Raw genomic sequence first — 19,552 nt, forward strand, 5'->3', positions numbered from 1 at the left:
CTCCTTCCTATTGTGAATTATTTGCTAACCTTCACAGCGCCTTGAACAACTACAAGAGATTTCTTAGCACCTGGAACGTTACCTTTTACTAGTAATAAGTTGCGCTCAGTGTCAACTTGAACGATTTCTAAGTTTTGGATAGTAACTTGGTCTCCACCCATACGTCCAGCAAGTTTTTTGCCTTTGAATACACGGTTCGGAGCAACTGGGCCCATTGAACCTGGACGACGGTGATAGCGAGAACCATGAGACATAGGTCCGCGAGATTGTCCGTGGCGTTTGATAACACCTTGGAAACCTTTACCTTTAGAAATTCCTGTTACATCAACGATTTCACCTGTAGCGAATACGTCAACTTTTACCTCTTGACCAACCTCTAATCCGTCCACGTCTGCATCGCGGATTTCGCGAATGAAGCGCTTAGGAGTTGTAGATGCTTTAGCAGTGTGGCCTTGTTCAGGTTTGTTAGTTAACTTTTCACGCTTATCTTCAAATCCTAACTGAATTGCGTTGTAGCCATCAGTTTCAGTTGTTTTCTTTTGAAGAACAACGTTTGGATTAGCAGCGATAACTGTTACTGGGATTAACTCACCGTTCTCAGCAAATACTTGAGTCATACCGATCTTTCTTCCTAAGATTCCTTTGGTCATGAGTTACACCTCCTACATTTTTAAGTTATATAAATTATAGTTTGATTTCGATATCTACACCAGATGGTAAGTCTAAACGCATTAATGAATCTACTGTTTGTGGAGTAGGACTCACGATGTCGATTAGACGTTTGTGCGTGCGCATTTCGAATTGCTCACGAGAATCTTTGTACTTATGAACAGCACGAAGAATTGTGTAAACAGTTTTTTCAGTTGGTAATGGGATCGGACCAGAAACTGTTGCCCCAGAACGCTTAGCTGTTTCTACAATTTTCTCAGCTGACTGATCAAGAATACGGTGATCGTAAGCTTTTAAACGGATACGAATTTTTTCTTTTGCCATTATTTTCCCTCCTTCGTTCGCCTATTTCTAAAATAGACCTTCTCCATGGAAATTTCCTCACACCATGCCATGGCAAAGCGGCCGGGTGTGTCAGCAACCTTCCACTTCATCGCAGTCAAAGACCAACATTGTCTATTATACAATGTTATTCGTCTAGATGCAAGCATCTTTTTGTTTGCATCTGCTTTTCTCTACTTTTGCTATTATACATGGCACTTTAAAGAATTTCAAGTTTTCATCTAGCAGAATTCATTTTACAGTTTCTGGATTTCAGTTTTAATGATTTCACATTATTATAGAAGAAACTCGTCAAAACATGAAACAATCATTTTGTTCATTATATAAATGCAAACAAAAACCCCAAGGGAAAATCCCTCGGGGTTTTTTATATCAGTTAAGATTACTCAACGATAGTAGCAACTACGCCGTAACCTACTGTACGTCCACCTTCACGAATAGAGAATTTAGTTCCCTCTTCGATAGCGATTGGAGCGATAAGTTCGATAGTCATTTCTACGTTGTCACCAGGCATTACCATTTCAGTACCTTCTGGTAATTGGATGATACCAGTTACGTCAGTTGTACGGAAGTAGAACTGTGGACGGTAGTTAGCGAAGAATGGAGTGTGACGTCCACCTTCTTCTTTAGATAATACGAAAACTTCAGCTTTGAATTTAGCGTGAGCTTTTACAGAACCGCTTTTTGCAAGTACTTGTCCACGTTGGATGTCTTCACGAGCAACCCCACGAAGTAAAGCACCGATGTTGTCACCAGCTTGAGCTTGGTCAAGAAGTTTACGGAACATTTCTACACCAGTTACAGTTGTAGAAGCATTTTCTTCAGCAAGACCGATGATTTCTACAACGTCACCAACTTTAACGATACCGCGCTCAACACGACCAGTAGCAACTGTACCACGACCTGTGATAGAGAATACATCCTCTACAGGCATTAAGAATGGTTTGTCAGTTTCACGTTCTGGAGTTGGGATGTAAGCATCAACTTCAGCCATTAATTCAATGATTTTTGCTTCCCAATCAGCTTCTCCTTGAAGAGCTTTAAGAGCAGAACCTTTGATTACAGGAATGTCATCGCCTGGGAATCCGTATTCAGATAATAGGTCGCGAACTTCCATTTCTACTAATTCTAATAATTCTTCGTCGTCTACCATGTCGCATTTGTTTAAGAATACAACGATGTAAGGTACACCTACTTGACGAGAAAGAAGGATGTGCTCACGAGTTTGAGGCATTGGGCCATCAGCAGCAGATACTACTAAGATACCGCCGTCCATTTGAGCAGCACCAGTGATCATGTTTTTAACATAGTCAGCGTGACCTGGGCAGTCAACGTGTGCATAGTGACGAGTTTCAGTTTCGTACTCAACGTGTGCAGTTGAGATTGTGATACCGCGCTCTCTTTCTTCTGGAGCAGCATCGATTTGATCGTATCCGCGTGCTTCAGCACCACCAGCTTTTGCAAGTACTGTAGTGATCGCAGCAGTTAATGTAGTTTTACCATGGTCAACGTGGCCGATTGTACCGATGTTAACATGGGGTTTAGAACGTTCGAATTTAGCTTTAGCCATTCTAAATTCCTCCTTAGTTTATATAGGTTATTTTATATTTAGGCTAGAAAGCGAAACTTGCGTCCCACTTTCTAAGCTTACATAAGTAGTTATACGTGAAGAATCGATAAAAATCAATTATTCACCTTTATTTTTTTTGATAATTTCTTCAGAAACAGACTTTGGTACTTCTTCATAGTGATCAAACACCATAGAGAATGTTCCGCGTCCTTGAGTGTTAGAACGTAATGACGTTGCATAACCGAACATTTCAGAAAGTGGAACCATAGCGCGAACAACTTGAGCGTTACCGCGAGCTTCCATACCTTCTACACGTCCACGACGAGATGTTACGTCACCCATAATGTCACCCATGTACTCTTCAGGAATTACAACTTCAACTTTCATCATTGGCTCAAGAATTACTGGGTTACATTTAGAAACCGCAGCTTTAAGTGCCATAGATGCAGCGATTTTGAACGCCATCTCAGATGAATCGACATCATGGTAAGATCCGTCAACTAATGCAGCTTTAATGTCTACTACTGGATATCCAGCAAGTACACCATTTTTAAGTGCATCTTCAAGACCTGCGCCTACAGCTGGGATGTATTCACGTGGAACAACACCACCGACGATCTTGTTTTCGAATTCGAATCCTTTACCTTCTTCATTAGGTTCAAACTCAATCCAAACGTGACCGAATTGTCCACGTCCACCAGATTGACGAGCGAACTTACCTTCAACTTTCGCAGCAGAGCGGAAAGTCTCACGGTATGCTACCTGAGGAGCACCAACGTTTGCTTCAACTTTGAACTCACGGCGCATACGGTCAACGATGATATCAAGGTGAAGTTCACCCATACCAGCGATGATTGTTTGGCCAGTTTCTTGGTCAGTGTGAGCACGGAATGTTGGATCTTCTTCAGAAAGCTTAGATAATGCTGTACCCATTTTATCTTGGTCAGCTTTTGATTTTGGTTCGATAGCTACAGAGATAACTGGCTCTGGGAATTCCATAGACTCAAGGATAACAAGGCTCTTCTCGTCACAAAGAGTATCACCAGTAGTAGTATCTTTTAAACCTACAGCAGCAGCGATATCACCAGCGTAAACTGTTGAGATCTCTTCACGGCTGTTAGCGTGCATTTGTAGGATACGACCTACACGCTCACGCTTACCTTTAGTTGAGTTTTTCACGTATGATCCAGAGTTTAACACACCAGAGTACACACGGAAGAATGTTAACTTACCAACATAAGGGTCAGTCATGATTTTGAATGCTAGAGCTGAGAAAGGCTCTTCATCGCTAGACTTACGTTCTACTTCTTCATCTGTATCCGGAAGAGTACCTTTGATTGCAGGTACATCTAATGGAGATGGTAGGTAGTCGATAACTGCGTCTAACAGAATTTGAACACCTTTGTTTTTGAATGCAGAACCACAGATTACTGGGAAGAATTCTACAGAAGTTGTAGCCTTACGGATACCAGCTTTAAGCTCTTCTACAGTGATTTCTTCACCTTCTAGGTACTTCATCATCATTTCTTCATCAAGCTCAGCTACCGCTTCAATAAGTTTTCCACGGTATTCTTCAGCTAGTTCTTTATGCTCTTCAGGAATTTCAACACGTTGAATGTCTGTTCCTAAATCGTTACCGTACATGTAAGCACATTCTTCAACAAGGTCAATGATACCATTGAACTCATCTTCAGCACCGATTGGTAACTGAATTGGGTGTGCGTTTGCTTGTAAACGATCGTGGATTGTTCCTACAGAGTATAAGAAATCTGCACCGATTTTATCCATTTTGTTAACGAATACGATACGAGGTACGCCGTAAGTAGTAGCCTGACGCCAAACAGTTTCTGTTTGTGGTTCTACACCAGATTGTGCATCAAGTACTGCTACTGCGCCATCAAGTACGCGTAAAGAACGTTCTACTTCTACTGTGAAATCTACGTGACCTGGAGTGTCAATGATGTTTACACGGTGACCTTTCCATTGTGCTGTAGTTGCAGCAGAAGTAATTGTGATACCACGCTCTTGCTCTTGCTCCATCCAGTCCATCTGAGATGCACCTTCGTGAGTTTCACCGATTTTGTGAATACGTCCTGTGTAGTACAGAATACGCTCAGTAGCTGTTGTTTTACCAGCATCGATGTGAGCCATGATACCAATATTACGAGTGTTTTCTAAAGAGAACTCTCTTGCCATTTGGTGTCTTGCTCCTTCCATATATGGATTGGATTTTTTATTTTAAGTAGCAAAAAAGCCACTTTATATTGTTACACATGTCAGTATGTCCAGTACCCTCATTATGTAAAACGAGCGCCCAACGAAAGGGAGAGGCATTCTCCCTCTCCACACTTCCATAAGCGACAAATAAAGCGGTTTATGCTTACATTTATTTTACGTTGAATCCTACCAACGGTAATGAGCAAATGCTTTGTTAGCTTCTGCCATTTTATGAGTGTCTTCACGTTTCTTAACAGATGCACCAGCGTTGTTAGCTGCATCTAAGATTTCGTTAGCAAGACGCTCTTCCATAGTTTTTTCACCACGAAGACGAGCGTAGTTTACTAACCAACGAAGACCTAAAGTTGTACGGCGTTCTGGACGAACCTCAACTGGAACTTGGTAGTTAGCACCACCAACACGACGAGCGCGTACTTCAAGAACAGGCATAATGTTCTTAAGAGCTTGCTCGAATACTTCCATTGGCTCTTTACCAGTACGTTCGCTTACGATATCGAACGCATTATAAAGAATTGTTTGAGATTTACCTTTTTTACCGTCAACCATCATTTTGTTGATAAGGCGTGTTACTAGCTTCGAATTGTACATTGGATCTGGTAACACGTCACGTTTTGCAACAGGTCCTTTACGAGGCATATTGAGTTCCTCCTTTCATTAAAAAGTTATTATTTCTTAGCCGCTTTAGGCTTTTTAGTACCGTATTTAGAACGGCCTTGCATACGCTTGTCAACACCAGCTGTATCAAGCGCACCACGAACGATGTGGTAACGTACCCCTGGTAAGTCTTTTACACGACCACCGCGAATTAATACTACGCTGTGCTCTTGTAAGTTGTGACCGATACCTGGGATGTATGCTGTTACCTCAATACCATTTGTTAAACGAACACGAGCATATTTACGTAACGCTGAGTTAGGTTTCTTTGGAGTCATTGTACCAACACGAGTACATACACCACGTTTTTGAGGTGCAGAGATATCAGTTGATTTTTTCTTTAAAGAGTTAAAACCTTTGTTTAACGCAGGTGATTTAGATTTCCATACTTTATCAGTACGACCATTTCTCACTAATTGGTTAATAGTAGGCATTTGATTATCCTCCCTTCGCATGTTTGTATGACCACATATCCAGGTGGTTCATTATTAGTTGAAAACAAAGTTTTTGCAAGGGAGAGCAAATGCTCTCTCCTCACAAAAACAGTTTTAACTTATTATTCCTATTGCTGAAGCTCCCACTTGAATCCCCGCAACTTTTCCAAGTTTACGAACTGATTCAACTTTGGTTATGGGTATGTTATGTTGCAATGCAGTGCGAATGATAACATGGGTTAACCGCATATCAGCATCTTCTGCAATGACAACTTCTTTAACTATACCATTTTTGATTGCTTCCAATGTACGTTTATGACCAACGACTACATTTTCAGCATTTGACACTTTTTGATAAGACATATAAATATCCTCCAAAGCATCGTTCAGGAGCAACCTTGCTTATAGTAACATTTTGACTCATACAATGTCAACTAGGATTAACTGTTTTTATACAAAATTTACGACGGAAAATTTTACTGTTCCACATAAACTTCATCGTTTTCTACATTCATGTCATCTTGTGTTGTTTTAACAAGATCCACTTTGCGATAACGATTCATACCTGTTCCAGCAGGAACAAGTTTACCGATAATAACATTTTCTTTCAATCCTAGAAGCTCATCGCGTTTACCCTTAATCGCTGCATCAGTTAAGACACGAGTTGTTTCTTGGAACGATGCTGCAGATAAGAATGAATCTGTTTCAAGTGAAGCTTTTGTAATACCAAGTAGAACTGGTCTAGCTGTTGCTGGTTGTTTACCTTGCAGTAACACCTTCGCATTCGCATCAGTAAACTGATGGATATCTAGTAATGTTCCTGGTAATACATCTGTTTCACCTGCATCACTCACACGTACTTTACGTAACATTTGGCGTACCATTACTTCTACGTGTTTGTCACCAATTTCTACCCCTTGCATACGGTATACTTTTTGAACTTCACGTAATAAGTATTCTTGAACTGCCGTAATGTCCGTTACTTTTAGTAATTCTTTCGGATCGATAGAACCTTCTGTTAACTCTTTACCGTGGCTAATTTTCTGTCCTGGAATTACTTTCAGACGAGCACCGTAAGGAATAGCATACGTACGAGCTTCAACTTCACCCTGTACAACTACTTCTTGGCGATCTTTAACATCGTTGATCGCTGCGATAACACCGTCGATTTCACTGATAACAGCCTGACCTTTCGGATTACGAGCTTCGAAGATCTCTTGGATACGAGGTAAACCTTGAGTGATATCATCTCCGGCAACCCCACCTGTATGGAACGTACGCATCGTTAACTGTGTACCTGGCTCACCGATAGATTGAGCTGCGATAATACCTACCGCTTCCCCTACTTCTACGTCTGTTCCAGTTGCTAAGTTACGACCGTAACACTTCTTACATACACCATGGCGAGTGTTACACGTAAACGCTGAACGAATGTTTACAGTTTCAACACCCGAATTTTCAACGATATGAGCGATATCTTCAGTAATTAATTGATTTTCAGCAACTAATACTTCACCTGTTTCAGGATGTTTTACAGTTTTTCTTGCAAAACGTCCAACAAGACGATCATATAATGACTCAATAACTTCATTACCCTCTTTAATCGCACCAATTAATAAACCGCGATCTGTTCCACAATCATCTTCACGAACGATTACATCTTGTGCAACGTCAACAAGACGACGTGTTAAGTAACCAGAATCGGCAGTTTTCAGTGCTGTATCGGCAAGACCTTTACGCGCACCATGCGTAGAGATGAAGTACTCAAGTACTGTTAAACCTTCACGGAAACTTGATTTGATTGGAAGTTCGATGATACGACCAGATGGATTGGCCATCAGACCACGCATACCAGCAAGCTGAGTAAAGTTCGATGCGTTACCACGGGCACCGGAATCACTCATCATGAAGATTGGGTTGCGTTTATTCAAGGACTTCATCAGTTTTCCTTGGATAACATCTTTTGCATTACTCCAAATAGAGATAACGCGATCGTAACGTTCTTCTTCCGTGATTAAACCGCGACGGAATTGTTTAATTACATTATCTACTTTTGCTTGTGCTTCGTGGAGAATTTCATCTTTTTCACCTAATACAAGAATGTCAGATACCCCAACTGTAATACCAGCTTTTGTAGAGTACTTGAATCCTAAGTTTTTCATACGGTCAAGCATGCGAGACGTTTCTGTAATTTTGAAACGTTTAAACACTTCCGCAATGATGTTACCAAGGATTTTCTTGCTGAATGGCGCCACTTCTTCGCGACTAGCAATAATCTCTTTAATGTTCGCACCTTTTTCAACGAAATATTTCGCTGGTGTTTCTTTTTCAAGGTTTGAATTTGTTGGTTCATTAATATAAGGGAACGACTCTGGTAAGATTTCGTTAAATATTAATTTACCAACTGTTGTTAATAGAAGCATACTCTTTTGCTCTTCAGTAAATGTTGCGTTGTTTACTGCACTTGCAGCTACTGCAACACGCGTATGAAGATGTACATATCCATTTTGATATGCAAGTAATGCTTCGTTCGCATCTTTGAAGACCATACCTTCACCGATTGCACCTTCACGCTCAAGTGTTAAGTAGTAGTTACCTAATACCATATCCTGAGATGGAGTAACAACTGGTTTACCGTCTTTCGGGTTCAAGATGTTTTGTGCCGCTAACATAAGAAGACGAGCTTCTGCTTGTGCTTCTGATGATAAAGGTACGTGAACGGCCATTTGGTCACCGTCAAAGTCCGCGTTGTATGCAGTACATACAAGTGGGTGAAGACGGATTGCGCGACCTTCTACTAATGTAGGTTCAAACGCCTGAATACCAAGACGGTGAAGTGTTGGTGCGCGGTTTAGAAGTACTGGATGTTCTTTAATCACAGATTCTAAAACGTCCCAAACTTCAGGTTGTACACGCTCGATTTTACGTTTCGCACTCTTAATGTTGTGTGCTAATCCTTTTTCAACTAACTCTTTCATTACGAAAGGTTTGAACAGTTCAAGTGCCATCTCTTTCGGTAATCCACATTGATACATCTTTAAGTTCGGTCCTACAACGATTACAGAACGACCAGAGTAGTCAACACGTTTACCTAATAAGTTTTGACGGAAACGTCCTTGTTTACCTTTAAGCATGTGAGATAGAGATTTTAATGGACGGTTACCTGGTCCAGTAACTGGACGGCCACGACGACCATTATCGATTAATGCGTCTACAGCTTCTTGTAACATACGTTTTTCGTTTTGAACGATAATGCTTGGTGCACCTAAGTCCAATAGACGTTTTAAACGGTTATTACGGTTAATTACACGACGGTATAAGTCGTTTAAGTCAGAAGTAGCAAAACGTCCACCATCTAACTGTACCATTGGGCGTAGTTCTGGTGGGATTACTGGTAGAACATCTAAGATCATCCAAGATGGCTCATTTCCAGAGTTACGGAATGCTTCTAATACTTCTAGACGTTTAATAGCACGAGTACGGCGTTGTCCTTGTGCTGTTTTTAATTCTTCTTTTAAGAAGTCTACTTCTTTATCTAAATCGATGTCTTGTAATAGCTTTTTAATCGCTTCTGCACCCATAGCAGCTTGGAATGTGCTACCATATCGATCACGATATGCACGGTATTCTTTTTCAGAAAGTAATTGCTTCTTATCAAGTGGTGTATCTCCACTTTCTGTTACAACATAAGAAGCGAAATAAATTACTTCTTCAAGCGCGCGAGGGGACATGTCTAAGACAAGTCCCATGCGGCTCGGGATACCTTTGAAATACCAAATATGAGATACAGGAGCAGCTAATTCGATATGACCCATACGTTCACGACGTACTTTCGCACGCGTTACTTCAACGCCACATCGATCACAAACTACACCTTTATAACGTACACGTTTGTATTTTCCGCAATGACATTCCCAGTCCTTTTGTGGTCCGAAAATACGCTCACAGAACAAGCCATCTTTTTCAGGCTTTAACGTACGATAGTTAATTGTTTCTGGTTTCTTAACTTCACCGTATGACCAAGAACGAATCTTGTCAGGTGAAGCAAGTCCAATCTTCATATATTCAAAGTTATTTACATCTATCAAGGGGCCTACCTCCCTTTTAGTCTACAGGTTATCCCAATTATTCCTTAGTTGTCTCAACTTCGACATTCAATTTGTCTGCTGATTGATGATCATCGTCATCTTCCGTATCACGCATTTCAATTTCTGTATCGTCGCTAGACATCATTTTAACGTCCATACCTAAACTTTGCAGCTCTTTAATCAATACTTTGAATGATTCAGGAACGCCTGGTTCTGGAACATTTTCGCCTTTAACAATTGCTTCATACGTCTTAACACGTCCAACAACATCATCAGACTTCACTGTTAAGATTTCTTGAAGAGTATAAGCAGCACCGTAAGCTTCAAGTGCCCAAACCTCCATCTCACCGAAACGCTGTCCACCGAACTGAGCTTTACCTCCAAGAGGCTGCTGCGTTACAAGTGAGTATGGTCCAGTAGAACGAGCATGAAGTTTATCGTCAACCATGTGCGCAAGTTTGATCATATACATGACACCAACAGATACACGGTTATCGAATGGTTCACCAGTACGTCCGTCATACAGGATTGTTTTCGCGTCATTTGCCATACCAGCTTCTTCAATTGTGCCCCAAACATCTTCCTCACGAGCACCATCGAATACTGGTGTTGCAATGTGAATGCCAAGGTATCTTGCTGCCATACCAAGATGAAGCTCTAATACCTGACCGATATTCATACGAGATGGTACCCCTAATGGGTTTAACATGATATCGATTGGCGTACCGTCTGGTAAGTAAGGCATATCTTCTTCTGGTAAAATACGAGAGATAACACCTTTGTTACCGTGACGTCCGGCCATCTTGTCACCTTCAGAGATTTTACGTTTTTGAACGATATATGCACGCACAAGTTGATTCACGCCTGGTGGCAATTCGTCGCCATCTTCACGGTTGAATACTTTTACGTCTAAGATAATACCGCCACCACCGTGTGGTACACGTAGTGATGTATCACGTACTTCACGCGCTTTTTCTCCAAAGATAGCATGTAATAGACGTTCTTCAGCTGTTAATTCTGTTACACCTTTAGGTGTTACTTTACCAACAAGTAAATCTCCATCTTTTACTTCCGCACCAACGCGAATGATACCGCGCTCGTCAAGGTTACGTAATGCATCTTCCCCAACGTTTGGAATATCACGTGTGATTTCTTCTGGTCCAAGCTTCGTATCACGAGCTTCTGACTCATATTCTTCAATATGAATAGAAGTATACACATCATCTTTTACAAGGCGCTCACTCATAATGATCGCATCCTCGTAGTTATAACCGTCCCAAGTCATGAAGCCAACAAGCACGTTACGTCCAAGTGCTAGTTCACCTAATTCCATAGAAGGACCATCCGCAAGGATTTCACCTTTTACAACTTCATTTCCAACACTTACGATTGGACGTTGGTTGTAGCAAGTTCCTTGGTTAGAACGAATGAATTTTTGCATTTTGTAGCGATCTAAGTCGCCTTTTACTGTTTGACCGTCAACTTCTACATAGCGACGTACCCAAACTTCACGTGCTTCTACGCGCTCAACAATACCAGGGTGTTTACAGATTACTGCAGCACCTGAGTCTTTTGCTGATACGTACTCCATACCTGTACCTACAATCGGTGATTCCGGATTCATTAACGGAACCGCCTGACGTTGCATGTTCGCTCCCATAAGTGCGCGGTTAGAGTCATCGTTTTCTAAGAACGGAATACAAGCTGTCGCTGCCGACACTACTTGTTTTGGTGATACATCCATGTAGTCGATGCGTTCTTTATTTGTGACAATGTTTTCACCACGGAAACGAGCTACGATATCTTCATCAAGGAATTCTCCTTCTTCAGATAATTTCATATTCGCTTGGGCTACAACATAATTATCTTCTTCATCTGCTGTTAAATAATCAACATGCCCTGTTACAAGACCAGTTTCTGGGTCAACACGACGGTATGGTGTTTCAATGAAACCAAACTCATTTACTTTCGCGAATGAAGATAATGAGTTAATCAAACCGATGTTTGGTCCCTCTGGTGTTTCAATCGGACACATACGACCATAGTGAGAGTAGTGAACGTCACGTACTTCAAAGCCTGCGCGCTCACGCGTTAAACCACCAGGTCCTAATGCAGATAGTCTTCGTTTGTGAGTTAACTCTGCTAATGGGTTTGTTTGGTCCATGAACTGAGATAACTGAGAACTTCCGAAGAACTCTTTAATAGATGCAATAACAGGACGAATATTAATTAATGCCTGTGGTGTAATTGCATTTGTATCTTGGATCGACATTCTCTCACGAACAACACGTTCCATACGAGAAAGACCGATACGGAATTGATTTTGTAATAGTTCTCCAACAGAACGCAGACGACGGTTTCCTAAGTGGTCGATATCATCTGTATCCCCTACTTTGTATAGTAGGTTGAAGAAGTAACTGATAGAAGCAAGAATATCACCTGGTGTGATGTGTTTTACATCGCGAGTAATATTTGCATTACCAATTACGTTAATTACGCGCTCGCCTTCTGACTCAGGAGCATAAATCTTAATAGATTGCAGCTCAACATCGCCTTCTACCACTCCACCCATTGGTTTCGCTGTTTTGAATCCAATGTTTTTCTCTAAGTAAGGTAAAATGCGATCAAGTGTACGACGATCTAAGATTGTTCCTTCTGCCGCTAAAATTTCACCAGTTTCTGGATCCACTAATGTTTCAGCTAAACGTTGATTAAACAATCTGTTTTTAATGTGTAACTTTTTGTTGATCTTGTAGCGACCTACATTTGCTAAATCGTAGCGCTTTGGATCAAAGAAACGAGACACAAGTAAGCTCTTAGCATTTTCTACTGTTGGTGGCTCACCAGGACGTAGACGCTCATAAATTTCAAGCAATGCTTTTTCTGTGCTATCTGTGTTGTCTTTTTCTAATGTGTTGCTTAAGTATTCGTTATCACCTAAAAGCTCGGTGATTTCTTGATCAGAGCCAAACCCTAATGCGCGTAACAAAACAGTTACAGGAAGTTTACGCGTACGGTCAATACGCACATATACAACATCCTTAGCATCTGTCTCATACTCTAACCAAGCTCCGCGGTTTGGAATTACAGTAGCAGTAAAACCACGTTTTCCGTTTTTATCCACTTTGCCACTATAGTATACGCTTGGAGAGCGAACTAACTGGGAAACGATAACACGTTCTGCACCGTTAATTACGAATGTTCCAGTCTCTGTCATGAGTGGGAAATCTCCCATGAACACATCTTGTTCTTTTACTTCACCAGTTTCCTTGTTGATTAGACGCACTTTTACACGAAGTGGTGCTGCATACGTCACATCACGCTCTTTGCATTCGTCTACAGAGTATTTAGGTTCACCTAAGCTGTAGTCGATAAATTCAAGCGATAGATTTCCCGTAAAGTCTTCAATCGGAGAAATGTCTTGGAACATTTCTCGCAAACCCTCATCAAGAAACCACTGATAAGAAGAGGTTTGAATTTCGATAAGATTTGGTAACTCTAATACTTCACTAATACGGGCATAACTTCTTCGTTGGCGGTGGCGTCCGTATTGAACTAGTTGACCTGTCAACTGCTTCACCCCTCAAATCATGAGTATTATAAATGCACAAAAAAATTTGTGCAAAATCACAAATAAATACAACTACTGCTATTTAGCGTAGTCTTTTTCTCTTAAAGATAAATACGTTGAGTCTTTCTACCTGTTCAAAAAAGAAAAATGGCTTCTATAAGAAAACCATCATTCTGTTTCATAATCTGCTGATTTTACTATCTTTTCCAAGAGAAACAAAAATATACATCTTTCTCAACGCAGAAAATCATATATTGGCATTGTATAATGTTAACATAGCCAAAAATAACCGTCAACGTTTTTTTGATTTTATGATATAATATCCTTTTTTCTTTTCTACAACTTCGACTTCAGAAAATACTTCTTCTAGTTTCTTCAGCGCAGATGGTGCACCTTGTTTCTTTTGAATAACAATCCACAACTCCCCACCTGGAACTAAATGTTCTATAGCTTTTTCTAAAATCTCATGCACGATATCTTTACCTGCACGAATTGGAGGATTAGATAGAATAGCAGCATACATACCATCTACATTTTCATAGACGCTACTTTGAAAAATGTGCACATTTCCAATTCTATTGTTAGCAGCATTTTCTTTCGCAAGCTCAAGTGCCCTTTCATTCACATCCACCATGTGAACTTTACGGTCTTGAAACTCTTTCGCCAACGATAAACCAATTGGTCCATATCCACAACCTACGTCTAATATGTCACCTTTAATATCTGGCACTTGAAACGCTTCAATTAAAAGACGAGAACCAAAGTCCACTTCGTTTTTCGAGAACACCCCACGGTCAGATAAGAAAGTAAATTGAGATCCACGAAGCGTAAATTCCCATCGCTTACGATCACTTTTACTAGAAGGGTCATTAGAAAAATAATGGTCTGCCATATGGCCACCTCTTTTCTCTACAGTTAAAAAAAAAGCTCGCATGAGAGCGAGCTTTTTTTAAAGCATCAAAAGTTAATTACTTAACTTCTACAGCAGCGCCAACTTCTTCAAGTTTAGCTTTGATTTCTTCAGCTTCTTCTTTAGCAGCAGCTTCTTTGATTACTTTTGGAGTGTTGTCAACTAATTCTTTAGCTTCTTTTAAGCCAAGACCAGTGATTTCACGAACAACTTTGATAACTTTGATTTTTTGTGCACCAGCGCTAGTTAGTTCCACATCAAATTCAGTTTTCTCAGCAGCAGCTTCTCCAGCGCCACCAGCAACAGCTACAGGAGCAGCAGCAGTTACGCCGAATTCTTCCTCGATAGCTTTTACTAAGTCGTTAAGTTCTAATACAGTCATAGATTTAACTGCTTCAATGATTTGTTCTTTAGTCATTGTAAATATCCTCCCTTAAATAGGTTTGTATTGTTTTATCGATAATACGTAATTATCTTTTAAAAAATTAAGCGCCTTGCTCTTCCTTTTGGTCTGCAACTGCTTTAGTAGCAAGTGCAAGGTTACGGATTGGAGCTTGAAGAACGCTAAGAAGCATAGAAAGTAAGCCTTCACGTGATGGAAGAGTAGCGATAGCTTTAACCTCATCAAGTGTTACAAGTTTACCTTCGATTACGCCTGCTTTAATTTCTAAAGCTTCATGATCTTTAGCGAAGTCGTTTAATACTTTCGCAGGAGCAACTACATCCTCGTTACTGAACGCGATTGCGTTTGGTCCTGTTAAGAATTCATTTAACTCAGCCATTTCAGCAGATTCTGCAGCACGACGAGTTAGAGAGTTTTTGTAAACTTTGAACTCAACGCCAGCTTCACGTAATTGCTTACGTAATTCTGTTGCTTCAGAAACTGTTAAACCACGGTAGTCAACAACGATTGTAGATTTACTAGCGCGAAGTTTGTCCGCGATTTCAGTTACAACTTGTTGTTTAGTTTCGATTACTTTGCTCATGTTATTACACCTCCTGTAGATTATATAGAAGATGTACCGAAAGTGCACTAAAAACCTCCATGCCCAACTTGTAGACATGGAGGCATATAGTCACAGAAAAAAATTCCGCTTCGTATATTAACACCTAGGTAGGAAATTAAGTCTATTGACACCTACTGTCTACGGTACACTAATTAAATTCACAACATAAATGATTATATTAAAACTTCTTTATGAAGTCAACTTCCAAAATTTACGCTAATGTAGAAACGTCTACACGTACGCCAGGTCCCATTGTAGAAGCAACTGTTACGTTCTTCATGTAAGTACCTTTTGCAGCAGCTGGCTTAACTTTTTGTAAAGTGTCAGCGATTGTTCTGAAGTTTTCTACTAATTTAGCATCTTCGAAAGATACTTTCCCGATTGGAACGTGGATGTTACCAGCTTTATCAACGCGGTATTCAACTTTACCAGCTTTGATTTCGTTAACAGCTTTAGTTACATCGAAAGTAACTGTTCCAGTTTTAGGGTTTGGCATTAAACCTTTAGGTCCTAATACGCGACCAAGTTTACCAACTTCACCCATCATGTCAGGAGTTGCTACTACTACATCGAAATCGAACCAACCTTGTTGGATTTTACCGATGTAATCAGCATCGCCTACGAAGTCAGCTCCAGCAGCTTCAGCTTCTTTAGCTTTTTCACCTTTAGCGAACACTAATACACGTTGTACTTTACCAGTACCGTGTGGAAGAACAACTGCACCACGGATTTGTTGGTCAGCTTTCTTAGGGTCAACACCTAAACGGAATGCAGCTTCTACAGTTGCATCAAATTTAGCTGTGTTTGTTTTCTTTACTAATTCTACTGCTTCTGTTGCAGAGTAAGCAGCTGCACGATCAACAAGCTTTGCAGCTTCTACGTACTTTTTACCTCTTTTAGCCATTTTTATTTCCTCCTCGAATGTGGTTTTAGCGGAATAACCTCCCACGTTTACGCTTATTTTCAGGTATAACCTGAGGATGCGCGCCACCCATTTATTTAAAAACGATAATCATTTACGATAATAAAGGTTGCGAATTGGAATTCCAGACCCGCAACCTTTTTTAAAAAACAAATCGAATTAGTCTTCGATAACGATGCCCATACTGCGTGCAGTACCTTCAACCATACGCATTGCAGCTTCTACGCTAGCAGCGTTTAGGTCAGGCATTTTAGTTTCAGCGATTTCGCGTACTTTATCACGCTTAACAGTTGCCACTTTATTACGGTTTGGTTCACCAGAACCAGACTCAATACCAGCTACTTTCTTAAGAAGAACAGCAGCAGGAGGAGTTTTAGTAATGAAAGTGAATGAACGGTCCTCAAATACCGTAATTTCAACAGGGATGATAAGACCAGCTTGATCTGCTGTACGAGCGTTAAACTCTTTACAGAAGCCCATGATGTTAACACCTGCTTGTCCTAATGCTGGACCAACTGGTGGAGCTGGGTTAGCTTTACCTGCAGGAATTTGAAGCTTTACCATTTTAATTACCTTTTTAGCCACGAGACACACCTCCTTAAGTCCGTGATGTGGTCAATTGGACAGTGATTTGCCCTCCCACGTCATATTTTATCTCTAAGGATAAAATCTTTCAAAAAACGTCTCCGATAACGAAGACGTACTGACTTAAAAGATATTATCACTTTTTACAATTCATTTCAAGTTTCATTTTATAATTTTTCAATTTGATGGAAGTCAAGTTCAACTGGAGTCTCGCGACCAAACATGTCCACAAGCACACTAACCTTCTTCTTCTCCACATCAATTTCTTCGATAGCACCTGTATAATCTGCGAATGGTCCCTCATTTACACGTACTGTCTCATGAAGTTCAAAGTCGAAATCAACCACTTCGTTGTCCATCCCCATATGTTTCATAATGGTAACAACTTCCTCTTCTAATAGAGGTGATGGTTTAGATCCAGAACCAGAAGAACCAACGAACCCAGTTACACCTGGCGTGTTACGTACAACATACCAAGAGTCATCAGTCATGATTAATTCTACTAATACATAACCTGGGAACACTTTTCTTTTCATTAATTTTTCTTTACCGTTTTTCATTTCTACTTCTACTTCTTCCGGGACAACAACACGGAAAATTTTATCTTGCATACCCATTGATTCTACACGTTTCTCTAGGTTTGCTTTTACTTTATTTTCATATCCAGAATAAGTATGGACAACATACCAACTTTTTTCCATTCATTTAGGACGAGCGTCCTTCCCTCCCTGACGTACATTTTTTTGCGCAAATGAAAAAACCCGTTCACCGGGCTTTTACACAGTTCTTATAAATAACATTATATCATGGATAAGTGCTTCTTATTCAAGAATTAACCAAGAATTAACCGAATTAAAGAAGAAATGCCCATATCAACTACTGCGAAGAAAATCGCAAAGAAGACAACTGTAGCGATAACAGTCGCTGTTGAACGGAGTAATTCATCTTTTTTAGGCCAACTTACTTTTTTCATTTCGCGACCTACATCGCCGAAAAAGTTCGTTAAACGCATCTACGGGACCTCCAGTGTATTATTTCAATTATTTATTTTGTTTCCTTGTGAACTGTATGCTGATTGCATGTTTTACAAAATTTCTTTATTTCAAGTCGCTCTACTGAGCTCGTATCTTTCATCGTAGAGTAGTTTCGATTTTTACACTCTTCACATGAGAGTACAACTTTTTTCCTCATTAGTTACACCAACCTTGTAACATTATGTCCCTAAAAATGTATCATACAATAAAAGACAATGTCAATGACATGCCTTTTGTACTCGCTACAAAAAGAAAACAGGTGATTTTTTACACCTGTAGCTCTTGTTATTAATTTGAAGTGGTACTCTCTCTCATTTCCATATATCGTTCCAATTTCCGCTTCACTCTCTGTAAAGCGTTATCAATAGATTTCACATGTCTATTTAACTGTTCCGAAATCTCTTGATAAGAACGACCGTCTAGATATAAAGAAAGCACTTTTCTTTCTAAATCGCTTAATAATTCAGATATTTTAGATTCTATGTCGGTATATTCTTCCTGACTTATAATCATTTCTTCAGGATCAGTTACCTTCGCTTCCGAAATAACATCTAATAATGTCCGATCAGATTCCTCGTCATAAATCGGTTTATCTAAAGACACATATGAATTTAACGGAATATGTTTTTGCCTGGTTGCTGTTTTAATAGCGGTAATAATTTGTCGAGTGATACACAGTTCAGCAAATGCTTTGAATGAAGACAGCTTGTCCTCTTTATAATCACGAATCGCTTTAAACAATCCAATCATACCTTCTTGAACAATATCTTCTCGATCGGCACCCACTAAGAAATAAGATCTCGATTTCGCGCGAACAAAGTTCTTATATTTGTGAATCAAATATTCTAGAGCGTCAGTATTACCTTTTCGAACTAACTCAACGATTGCCTCATCTTCTAAATCACGAAATGTAACGTCGCCTACACTTACGAAGCCTGCTTCCACCTTGATCCCTCCGACCGCTATTTATTTAGAAATATTATACAGTAAAAAGACAAAGAGCGTCAATGCTTCAACGCTCTCCTCTTCTTAATTTTTCTAACTTTTCTGTAATATCTTTACTAAATATCTTTCGCATAGCAGGTTGCTTTTCTTTTGTGTCTTGTGTACGCCTTCTTACTTGTTGCTCCATCGCTTGTACTTCCAACTCTAATTCCCGCGCAGATTTCCGGAGCGCACCTTGAGCAAATATAACCCATTGTTCCGTATAATCAGAAGTCGCAACATATATTTGCGTATTTATATTTCTAAGCTCAATTGCAAGTTGCTCTATCTTTTCATCTGCAGTTTGATTCTTCCTCGTGAATATAACTTCCACACGTGATTGTTTCATCTTTTTTTCAATACCGTGGACTGTATAAGCATCAAAAACGATCATTACCTTTGTACCTGTGTAACCTTGGTAATCCGCCATCTTATCAATCAGTGCATCTCTTGATGATTGCAAATCTACATCCCGTAGTTTTTTCAAGTCTCCCCAAGCTCCAATAATGTTGTAACCGTCAACGATTAAAATATCGTTCATTTT

The 19,552-nt window shown here is 40.0% G+C and carries 20 protein-coding genes and 1 other annotated feature; of the genes, 1 reads left to right on the forward strand and 19 read right to left on the reverse strand.

All coding sequences use genetic code 11. The features are described 5' to 3' along the window. Positions 1 to 17: 17 nt before the first annotated feature. Both rplC and rpsJ read right to left on the reverse strand, forming a co-directional pair. A complete protein-coding gene (rplC, locus tag PDQ40_RS26635) occupies positions 18 to 650 on the reverse strand; it encodes a 50S ribosomal protein L3 (protein ID WP_000160207.1) in 633 nt (210 codons plus the stop codon). Positions 651 to 684: 34 nt separating this feature from the next. Then, entirely contained in the window at positions 685 to 993 is a 309-nt protein-coding gene (gene rpsJ, locus PDQ40_RS26640; RefSeq protein WP_001040596.1) for a 30S ribosomal protein S10, read from the reverse strand. 69 nt (positions 994 to 1,062) lie between these two features. On the opposite strand from rpsJ, the gene PDQ40_RS26645 reads away from it, so the two are divergent. Further along, positions 1,063 to 1,236 carry a hypothetical protein gene (locus PDQ40_RS26645; protein ID WP_153603574.1) on the forward strand — a complete coding sequence of 58 codons (174 nt, stop codon included), beginning with the start codon at positions 1,063 to 1,065 and terminating at the stop codon, positions 1,234 to 1,236. A 157-nt stretch (positions 1,237 to 1,393) separates the two neighbouring features. Here PDQ40_RS26645 and tuf read toward each other — a convergent pair whose 3' ends face one another. The 17 genes from tuf to PDQ40_RS26730 form a co-directional block, all read right to left on the reverse strand. After that, positions 1,394 to 2,581 (reverse strand): elongation factor Tu, encoded by a 1,188-nt coding sequence (tuf, locus tag PDQ40_RS26650; protein ID WP_001029615.1) that lies wholly within the window; start codon positions 2,579 to 2,581, stop codon positions 1,394 to 1,396. A 117-nt stretch (positions 2,582 to 2,698) separates the two neighbouring features. Then, on the reverse strand, positions 2,699 to 4,777 hold the full coding sequence (gene fusA, locus PDQ40_RS26655) for an elongation factor G (protein ID WP_000090373.1): 2,079 nt from the start codon (positions 4,775 to 4,777) through the stop codon (positions 2,699 to 2,701). A 207-nt stretch (positions 4,778 to 4,984) separates the two neighbouring features. After that, positions 4,985 to 5,455 carry a 30S ribosomal protein S7 gene (gene rpsG / locus PDQ40_RS26660; RefSeq protein ID WP_001137493.1) on the reverse strand — a complete coding sequence of 157 codons (471 nt, stop codon included), beginning with the start codon at positions 5,453 to 5,455 and terminating at the stop codon, positions 4,985 to 4,987. Between the two features lie 29 nt (positions 5,456 to 5,484). Then, on the reverse strand, positions 5,485 to 5,907 hold the full coding sequence (gene rpsL, locus PDQ40_RS26665; protein ID WP_001142340.1) for a 30S ribosomal protein S12: 423 nt from the start codon (positions 5,905 to 5,907) through the stop codon (positions 5,485 to 5,487). A gap of 114 nt (positions 5,908 to 6,021) precedes the next feature. Further along, positions 6,022 to 6,270 (reverse strand): 50S ribosomal protein L7ae-like protein, encoded by a 249-nt coding sequence (locus tag PDQ40_RS26670; protein ID WP_000121830.1) that lies wholly within the window; start codon positions 6,268 to 6,270, stop codon positions 6,022 to 6,024. Between the two features lie 113 nt (positions 6,271 to 6,383). Beyond that, positions 6,384 to 9,995 (reverse strand): DNA-directed RNA polymerase subunit beta', encoded by a 3,612-nt coding sequence (rpoC, locus tag PDQ40_RS26675; protein ID WP_000567937.1) that lies wholly within the window; start codon positions 9,993 to 9,995, stop codon positions 6,384 to 6,386. A 37-nt stretch (positions 9,996 to 10,032) separates the two neighbouring features. Further along, positions 10,033 to 13,566, reverse strand: a complete 3,534-nt coding sequence (rpoB, locus tag PDQ40_RS26680; RefSeq protein WP_000147554.1) for a DNA-directed RNA polymerase subunit beta — start codon at positions 13,564 to 13,566, stop codon at positions 10,033 to 10,035. A gap of 292 nt (positions 13,567 to 13,858) precedes the next feature. Next, positions 13,859 to 14,458: a class I SAM-dependent methyltransferase gene (locus tag PDQ40_RS26685; protein ID WP_000763281.1), complete on the reverse strand. Its 600-nt coding sequence runs from the start codon at positions 14,456 to 14,458 to the stop codon at positions 13,859 to 13,861. A 76-nt stretch (positions 14,459 to 14,534) separates the two neighbouring features. Further along, positions 14,535 to 14,894, reverse strand: coding sequence for a 50S ribosomal protein L7/L12 (gene rplL / locus PDQ40_RS26690; protein WP_000159736.1), 360 nt, complete (start codon positions 14,892 to 14,894; stop codon positions 14,535 to 14,537). 67 nt (positions 14,895 to 14,961) lie between these two features. After that, the gene (gene rplJ, locus PDQ40_RS26695; RefSeq protein ID WP_000048716.1) at positions 14,962 to 15,462 is read right to left on the reverse strand and encodes a 50S ribosomal protein L10; all 501 of its coding nucleotides are present in this window, start codon (positions 15,460 to 15,462) and stop codon (positions 14,962 to 14,964) included. 39 nt (positions 15,463 to 15,501) lie between these two features. Then, positions 15,502 to 15,645, reverse strand: a sequence feature (ribosomal protein L10 leader region). Positions 15,646 to 15,694: 49 nt separating this feature from the next. After that, on the reverse strand, positions 15,695 to 16,387 hold the full coding sequence (rplA, locus tag PDQ40_RS26700) for a 50S ribosomal protein L1 (protein WP_002020168.1): 693 nt from the start codon (positions 16,385 to 16,387) through the stop codon (positions 15,695 to 15,697). Between the two features lie 177 nt (positions 16,388 to 16,564). Further along, the gene (rplK, locus tag PDQ40_RS26705; RefSeq protein WP_001085872.1) at positions 16,565 to 16,990 is read right to left on the reverse strand and encodes a 50S ribosomal protein L11; all 426 of its coding nucleotides are present in this window, start codon (positions 16,988 to 16,990) and stop codon (positions 16,565 to 16,567) included. A 167-nt stretch (positions 16,991 to 17,157) separates the two neighbouring features. After that, on the reverse strand, positions 17,158 to 17,691 hold the full coding sequence (nusG, locus tag PDQ40_RS26710; protein WP_000415794.1) for a transcription termination/antitermination protein NusG: 534 nt from the start codon (positions 17,689 to 17,691) through the stop codon (positions 17,158 to 17,160). 131 nt (positions 17,692 to 17,822) lie between these two features. Continuing rightward, positions 17,823 to 18,002 (reverse strand): preprotein translocase subunit SecE, encoded by a 180-nt coding sequence (secE, locus tag PDQ40_RS26715; RefSeq protein WP_001241321.1) that lies wholly within the window; start codon positions 18,000 to 18,002, stop codon positions 17,823 to 17,825. A 32-nt stretch (positions 18,003 to 18,034) separates the two neighbouring features. Then, the gene (gene rpmG, locus PDQ40_RS26720; protein WP_002070160.1) at positions 18,035 to 18,181 is read right to left on the reverse strand and encodes a 50S ribosomal protein L33; all 147 of its coding nucleotides are present in this window, start codon (positions 18,179 to 18,181) and stop codon (positions 18,035 to 18,037) included. Positions 18,182 to 18,312: 131 nt separating this feature from the next. Further along, positions 18,313 to 18,969 carry an RNA polymerase sporulation sigma factor SigH gene (locus tag PDQ40_RS26725; RefSeq protein ID WP_000387199.1) on the reverse strand — a complete coding sequence of 219 codons (657 nt, stop codon included), beginning with the start codon at positions 18,967 to 18,969 and terminating at the stop codon, positions 18,313 to 18,315. Positions 18,970 to 19,036: 67 nt separating this feature from the next. Beyond that, positions 19,037 to 19,549, reverse strand: coding sequence for an NYN domain-containing protein (locus PDQ40_RS26730; protein WP_000997883.1), 513 nt, complete (start codon positions 19,547 to 19,549; stop codon positions 19,037 to 19,039). Between the last annotated feature and the right edge of the window lie 3 nt (positions 19,550 to 19,552).

Origin of the sequence: Bacillus cereus group sp. Bc061, from assembly GCF_027715825.1 — a bacterium.
GTDB classification, from domain to species: domain Bacteria; phylum Bacillota; class Bacilli; order Bacillales; family Bacillaceae_G; genus Bacillus_A; species Bacillus_A paranthracis.

Bases quoted from the DNA above. Each gene is read 5' to 3' on its own strand.
- fusA (WP_000090373.1), bottom strand. From the start codon at position 4,777: ATGGCAAGAGAGTTCTCTTTAGAAAACACTCGTAATATTGGTATCATG.
- rplJ (WP_000048716.1), bottom strand. From the start codon at position 15,462: ATGAGCAAAGTAATCGAAACTAAACAACAAGTTGTAACTGAAATCGCG.
- rplL (WP_000159736.1), bottom strand. From the start codon at position 14,894: ATGACTAAAGAACAAATCATTGAAGCAGTTAAATCTATGACTGTATTA.
- rplA (WP_002020168.1), bottom strand. From the start codon at position 16,387: ATGGCTAAAAGAGGTAAAAAGTACGTAGAAGCTGCAAAGCTTGTTGAT.
- PDQ40_RS26670 (WP_000121830.1), bottom strand. From the start codon at position 6,270: ATGTCTTATCAAAAAGTGTCAAATGCTGAAAATGTAGTCGTTGGTCAT.
- PDQ40_RS26730 (WP_000997883.1), bottom strand. From the start codon at position 19,549: ATGAACGATATTTTAATCGTTGACGGTTACAACATTATTGGAGCTTGG.
- tuf (WP_001029615.1), bottom strand. From the start codon at position 2,581: ATGGCTAAAGCTAAATTCGAACGTTCTAAACCCCATGTTAACATCGGT.
- PDQ40_RS26685 (WP_000763281.1), bottom strand. From the start codon at position 14,458: ATGGCAGACCATTATTTTTCTAATGACCCTTCTAGTAAAAGTGATCGT.
- nusG (WP_000415794.1), bottom strand. From the start codon at position 17,691: ATGGAAAAAAGTTGGTATGTTGTCCATACTTATTCTGGATATGAAAAT.
- rpsG (WP_001137493.1), bottom strand. From the start codon at position 5,455: ATGCCTCGTAAAGGACCTGTTGCAAAACGTGACGTGTTACCAGATCCA.
- secE (WP_001241321.1), bottom strand. From the start codon at position 18,002: ATGCGTTTAACGAACTTTTTCGGCGATGTAGGTCGCGAAATGAAAAAA.
- PDQ40_RS26645 (WP_153603574.1), top strand. From the start codon at position 1,063: ATGGCAAAGCGGCCGGGTGTGTCAGCAACCTTCCACTTCATCGCAGTC.
- rpsJ (WP_001040596.1), bottom strand. From the start codon at position 993: ATGGCAAAAGAAAAAATTCGTATCCGTTTAAAAGCTTACGATCACCGT.
- rpsL (WP_001142340.1), bottom strand. From the start codon at position 5,907: ATGCCTACTATTAACCAATTAGTGAGAAATGGTCGTACTGATAAAGTA.
- rpmG (WP_002070160.1), bottom strand. From the start codon at position 18,181: ATGAGGAAAAAAGTTGTACTCTCATGTGAAGAGTGTAAAAATCGAAAC.
- rplC (WP_000160207.1), bottom strand. From the start codon at position 650: ATGACCAAAGGAATCTTAGGAAGAAAGATCGGTATGACTCAAGTATTT.